Genomic DNA, 537 nt, shown 5'->3' with positions numbered 1-537 from the left:
AGCGGTAGAGCGTGAACCCGGCGCTGTCGGTGACGACCTTGCCGAGGTCCTTGCTGTCGCTCACCGCAAGTTGCCCGGCCTGCTTGGCGGACGATGGGGCGCCGCCCGCCTGTCCGTAGCCGCCGCCCGACCCGTAGCCGTTGTCGGCGGGCTGGGCGCTGCCCGCGTTGCCGACCGGCTGCCCGTTGCCGCCCGCGTACGCGCTGCCCTTGTCCTGGCCGCAGCCCGTCGCGGTCAGTGCCAGTACCGCTGCCGCCGCTGCCGCGAGCGCCGCGCTGCGCCAGGTAGTCATGTCAACTCCCGTTGTCCGTAAGGTGGTTGAGGCGCCGGATGCGCCGGTGATGGCCCTATGTACGGGCGGGGAGCGGTGGTCTGTTCAACGCGAGCCGGGGAAATTTTCCGAGCGGCCCCGAACGGCTGGTCAACGCGTCGAACGCAACGCCCCGGGAACTCCTCCCTTCAGGCGAATCGGTTCGACGCGCCCTCCGGCGACGGCCCGCGCACTCGATGATCACTCCGTGCAAGGACGACACAGAT

General features: G+C 70.4%; 1 pseudogene. It reads right to left on the bottom strand.

The features are described from left to right. Positions 1 to 292: pseudogene (locus E6R62_RS38905) on the bottom strand (hypothetical protein); the annotation flags it as partial. Positions 293 to 537 lie beyond the last annotated feature (245 nt).

Origin of the sequence: Streptomyces sp. A1136, from assembly GCF_004795055.1 — a bacterium.
In the GTDB taxonomy this organism is placed as follows: domain Bacteria; phylum Actinomycetota; class Actinomycetes; order Streptomycetales; family Streptomycetaceae; genus Streptomyces.
The sequence above is the reverse complement of the archived record's forward strand: the minus strand, read 5'-3'. Positions and strand labels throughout refer to the sequence as shown.